General features: G+C 55.2%; 2 tRNA genes and 3 rRNA genes. All 5 read left to right on the forward strand.

Annotated features, from left to right (window positions below):
* Window positions 1-5 precede the first annotated feature (5 nt).
* Window positions 6-1,537 (forward strand): 16S ribosomal RNA (locus tag HPS54_RS12575).
* A 129-nt stretch (window positions 1,538-1,666) separates the two neighbouring features.
* Window positions 1,667-1,740 (forward strand) — tRNA-Ile (locus HPS54_RS12580).
* A 34-nt stretch (window positions 1,741-1,774) separates the two neighbouring features.
* Window positions 1,775-1,848: transfer RNA gene (locus HPS54_RS12585), tRNA-Ala, on the forward strand.
* Between the two features lie 161 nt (window positions 1,849-2,009).
* Window positions 2,010-4,911, forward strand: a 23S ribosomal RNA gene (locus HPS54_RS12590).
* A 61-nt stretch (window positions 4,912-4,972) separates the two neighbouring features.
* Window positions 4,973-5,085: ribosomal RNA gene (gene rrf / locus HPS54_RS12595) — 5S ribosomal RNA — on the forward strand.
* Together the 16S, 23S and 5S rRNA genes with 2 tRNA genes alongside form the textbook arrangement of a ribosomal RNA operon.
* The last annotated feature ends 50 nt before the right edge of the window (window positions 5,086-5,135 follow it).

Consider the following 5,135-nt stretch of genomic DNA (forward strand, 5'->3'; position numbering starts at 1 on the left):
ATTTTACAATGTAGAGTTTGATCCTGGCTCAGGATGAACGCTAGCTACAGGCTTAACACATGCAAGTCGCGGGGCAGCATGATTTTTCCCTCGGGAAAGATTGATGGCGACCGGCGCACGGGTGAGTAACGCGTATCCAACCTGCCCGTCACCACGGGATAGCCTGCCGAAAGGCAGATTAATACCGTATGTGGTCCGAAGACGGCATCAGATTCGGACTAAAGGTTCAGCGGTGACGGATGGGGATGCGTCCGATTAGGTAGTAGGCGGGGTAACGGCCCACCTAGCCATCGATCGGTAGGGGTTCTGAGAGGAAGGTCCCCCACACTGGAACTGAGACACGGTCCAGACTCCTACGGGAGGCAGCAGTGAGGAATATTGGTCAATGGAGGCAACTCTGAACCAGCCAAGTAGCGTGCAGGATGACGGCCCTATGGGTTGTAAACTGCTTTTATGCGGGGATAAACTGAGCCACGTGTGGCTTATTGCAGGTACCGCATGAATAAGGACCGGCTAATTCCGTGCCAGCAGCCGCGGTAATACGGAAGGTCCGGGCGTTATCCGGATTTATTGGGTTTAAAGGGAGCGCAGGCCGCCCCTTAAGCGTGTTGTGAAATGCCGCGGCTCAACCGTGGCACTGCAGCGCGAACTGGGGGGCTTGAGTGCGCCGGAGGTAGGCGGAATTCGTGGTGTAGCGGTGAAATGCTTAGATATCACGAAGAACTCCGATTGCGAAGGCAGCCTACCGTAGCGTTACTGACGCTGAGGCTCGAAGGTGCGGGTATCGAACAGGATTAGATACCCTGGTAGTCCGCACGGTAAACGATGGATGCCCGCCGTTGGGTATTTTTATTCAGCGGCCAAGCGAAAGCGTTAAGCATCCCACCTGGGGAGTACGCCGGCAACGGTGAAACTCAAAGGAATTGACGGGGGCCCGCACAAGCGGAGGAACATGTGGTTTAATTCGATGATACGCGAGGAACCTTACCCGGGCTTGAATTGCAGATGACGGATCCAGAGATGGTGACTTCCTTCGGGACATCTGTGAAGGTGCTGCATGGTTGTCGTCAGCTCGTGCCGTGAGGTGTCGGCTTAAGTGCCATAACGAGCGCAACCCCTTTCGTCAGTTGCCATCGGGTAATGCCGGGCACTCTGGCGACACTGCCGCCGCAAGGTGTGAGGAAGGTGGGGATGACGTCAAATCAGCACGGCCCTTACGTCCGGGGCTACACACGTGTTACAATGGGGCATACAGAGAGTTGGTCATGCGCAAGCATGATCGGATCATGAAAGTGTCCCTCAGTTCGGACTGGGGTCTGCAACCCGACCCCACGAAGCTGGATTCGCTAGTAATCGCGCATCAGCCATGGCGCGGTGAATACGTTCCCGGGCCTTGTACACACCGCCCGTCAAGCCATGAAAGCCGGGGGCGCCTGAAGTCCGTGACCGCGAGGGTCGGCCTAGGGTGAAACCGGTGATTGGGGCTAAGTCGTAACAAGGTAGCCGTACCGGAAGGTGCGGCTGGAACACCTCCTTTCTGGAGCGGACGTTTCTTTTACGGTTTGTTGTCATGTCCGGCTCTTGTGCTGAAGTCTGTTTGTGAAATATAAGGAAAGCAGGTACGTGATGACACGTATGGTTCCGTAAGTGCGGCAACCGTCGGCATAGTCCTATAGCTCAGTTGGTCAGAGCGCCACACTGATAATGTGGAGGTCGGCAGTTCAAGTCTGCCTGGGACTACAGTCTGGTTCCTGAGACGGTGTTTTCCGTATTCGGGGGATTAGCTCAGCTGGCTAGAGCACCTGCTTTGCAAGCAGGGGGTCAACGGTTCGAATCCGTTATTCTCCACGATGCCGTTATTACGGCAATAGATCTTTGACATTCTGACACAAGCAAGACTGCAGCCTGTCTATAAGGCAGGCTCACTCCGGAACAATATCCGGAGTAAAACAGAAAACTGAAGTATGAGCTCCCGCGGCGAACAGAGTAGCCGTGTGGAATAATCAGAGGCGAAAGTAAGAAAGGGCGCATGGCGGATGCCTAGGCTCACGGAGGCGATGAAGGACGTGATAAGCTGCGATAAGCCGCGGGTAGGTGCAAATGACCTGTGATCCGCGGATTTCCGAATGGGACAACCCGACAGCGTGAAGCGCTGTCATCCACACAAGGGTGTGGAGGCAAACGGAGGGAACTGAAACATCTTAGTACCTCCAGGAAAAGAAAATAAACAATGATTCCCCCAGTAGTGGCGAGCGACCGGGGAAGAGCCCAAACCGCGGTTGTGGCAACGCATCCGCGGGGTTGTAGGACCGCGTCGTTGTACATGCTCTTGCGAGCGTGACCGTGCTGGAAAGCCGGACCGCAGCGGGTGAAAGTCCCCTGCGCGAAGCAAGAATGTGACATAGCGGTATCCTGAGTAACGCGGGACACGAGGAATCCTGCGCGAATCGGCCGGGACCATCCGGCAAGGCTAAATACTCCCGTGAGACCGATAGTGAACCAGTACCGTGAGGGAAAGGTGAAAAGCACTTCGACAAGAAGGGTGAAAGAGATCCTGAAACCATGCGCCTACAAGCGGTCGGAGCATATATTTATATGTGACGGCGTGCCTTTTGCATAATGAACCTACGAGTTGCCGTCACGTGCGAGGTTAAGGGCAATGATGTCCCGAGCCGCAGTGAAAGCGAGCCTGAAGAGGGCGTCGAGTACGTGGAGGCAGACGCGAAACCGAGTGATCTACACATGTCCAGGATGAAGTCCCGGTAACACGGGATGGAGGTCCGCACCGATAAGCGTTGAAAAGCTTCCGGATGAGGTGTGTGTAGGAGTGAAAGGCCAATCAAACTCGGAGATAGCTCGTACTCCCCGAAAGGCATTTAGGTGCCGCGTACGGTGTTCATCGTGAGAGGTAGAGCGACCGGTAGGATGCGAGGGCTTCACCGCCTATCAAGTCCTGACGAACTCCGAATGCTCACGTTCCGCAGCCGTGCAGTAAGGGGGCGGGTGCTAAGGTCCGTCCCCGAGAGGAGAAGAATCCAGACCGTCGTCTAAGGTCCCGGAATTCTGCCTGAGTTAGTCTAACGAAGTCTGGTCCCCGTGACAGCCAGGATGTTGGCTTGGAAGCAGCCATTCATTCAAAGAGTGCGTAACAGCTCACTGGTCGAGGGTTCGGGCGTGGATAATAATCGGGTATAAGGCAGATACCGAAGGCGCGGGATAGCAATAATAAAAGTATCGGTAGGGGAGCATTCCGTCGGCGTCGAATGCAAGGGGTGACCCTTGCTGGAGCTTACGGAAAAGCAAATGTAGGTATAAGTAACGATTAGGAGGGCGAGAACCCCTCCCGCCGCAAGACCAAGGTTTCCCGGGCAATGTCATTCATCCCGGGGTTAGTCGGGTCCTAAGTCTCAGCCGAACGGCGAGGGCGATGGCAGAAACGGTCAACATTCCGTTACTGCCCCATGGAGCGATGTGGAGACGGAGCAGTGACACCGCCGCGGAGATACGGAATTCTCCGTTTAAGGGTGTAGGTTATGAGGTGTATAGGCAAATCCGTACGCTGAGCCGAACCTGAAAGTACTTCCCTCCCTTCGGGGCGGGGAGACAGCGCGGGTAATCAGACTCCCTAGAAAATCCGCTAAGCTTAATCTGTGGGGCACCCGTACCGCAAACGGACACACGTAGTCGGGTAGAACATACTAAGGCGTTGAGAGACTCATGGTTAAGGAACTAGGCAAATTGACCCCGTACCTTCGGAATAAGGGGTCCTCACTTACGGTGAGGCGCAGAGAATAGGTCCAGGCAACTGTTTAGCAAAAACACAGGGCTGTGCAAACTCGAAAGATGACGTATACAGCCTGACACCTGCCCGGTGCCGGAAGGTTAAGAGGAGATGTCACCGCAAGGGAAGCATTGAATTGAAGCCCCGGTAAACGGCGGCCGTAACTATAACGGTCCTAAGGTAGCGAAATTCCTTGTCGGGTAAGTTCCGACCTGCACGAATGGTGTAATGATCCGGACACTGTCTCAACCATGATCTCAGTGAAATTGTAGTATCGGTGAAGATGCCGATTACCCGCGATGGGACGAAAAGACCCCGTGAACCTTTACTGCAGCTTAGCACTGACCTCGGTCACCGGATGTGTAGGATAGGCCGGAGGCTTCGAAGCGGTGACGCCAGTCATCGTGGAGCCGTCCTTGAAATACGGCCCTTCCTGTGCCTGAGGTCTAACGCGCTTTTTGCGCGGACACTGCTTGGCGGGCAGTTTGACTGGGGTGGTCGCCTCCAAAAGCGTAACGGAGGCTTCCAAAGGTGCCCTCGGACCGATTGGTAACCGGTCTTCAAGAGTGCAATGGCATAAGGGCGCTTGACTGGGAGGCAGACATGCCGAGCAGGCAGGAAACTGGGGCATAGTGATCCGGTGCAAGTGTATGGAAACTGCATCGCTCAAAGGATAAAAGGTACTCCGGGGATAACAGGCTGATCCCCCCCAAGAGCTCATATCGACGGGGTGGTTTGGCACCTCGATGTCGGCTCGTCACATCCTGGGGCTGGAGAAGGTCCCAAGGGTTGGGCTGTTCGCCCATTAAAGTGGCACGCGAGCTGGGTTCAGAACGTCGTGAGACAGTTCGGTCTCTATCTATCGTGGGCGCAGGAGTTTTGCGTGGTGCTGGCACTAGTACGAGAGGACCGTGCTGGACAGACCTCCGGTTTGCCGGTTGTGCCGCCAGGTGCACCGCCGGGTATCCGCGTCTGGAAAGGATAAGCGCTGAAAGCATCTAAGCGCGAAGCCGTCCGCAAGATTAGAACTCCATTTTAGGGTCGTCCCAGACGAGGACGTTGATAGGGCGCAGGTGTAAAGACGGCGACGTCAAAGCCGAGCGCTACTAATTGCCCGAAGACTTTTGCTTCGTTTAAGGCTCATGTTTCAAATTTCTGTACTTGCTTGTGTACAGCTTTGTCACCGTTATTTCAGGTGGCTATAGCGGCGGTGTTCCACCTCTTCCCATTCCGAACAGAGCAGTTAAGCCCGCCCGCGCCGATGGTACTGCAATGCAATGCGGGAGAGTAGGTAGCCGCCTTCTTTGATTTCCGTCCCGGACACTTCCACGGCAGGAGGTTTCCGGGACGGATT

This window comes from Xylanibacter caecicola, assembly GCF_013166515.1.
Taxonomy (GTDB): Bacteria; Bacteroidota; Bacteroidia; order Bacteroidales; family Bacteroidaceae; genus Prevotella; species Prevotella caecicola.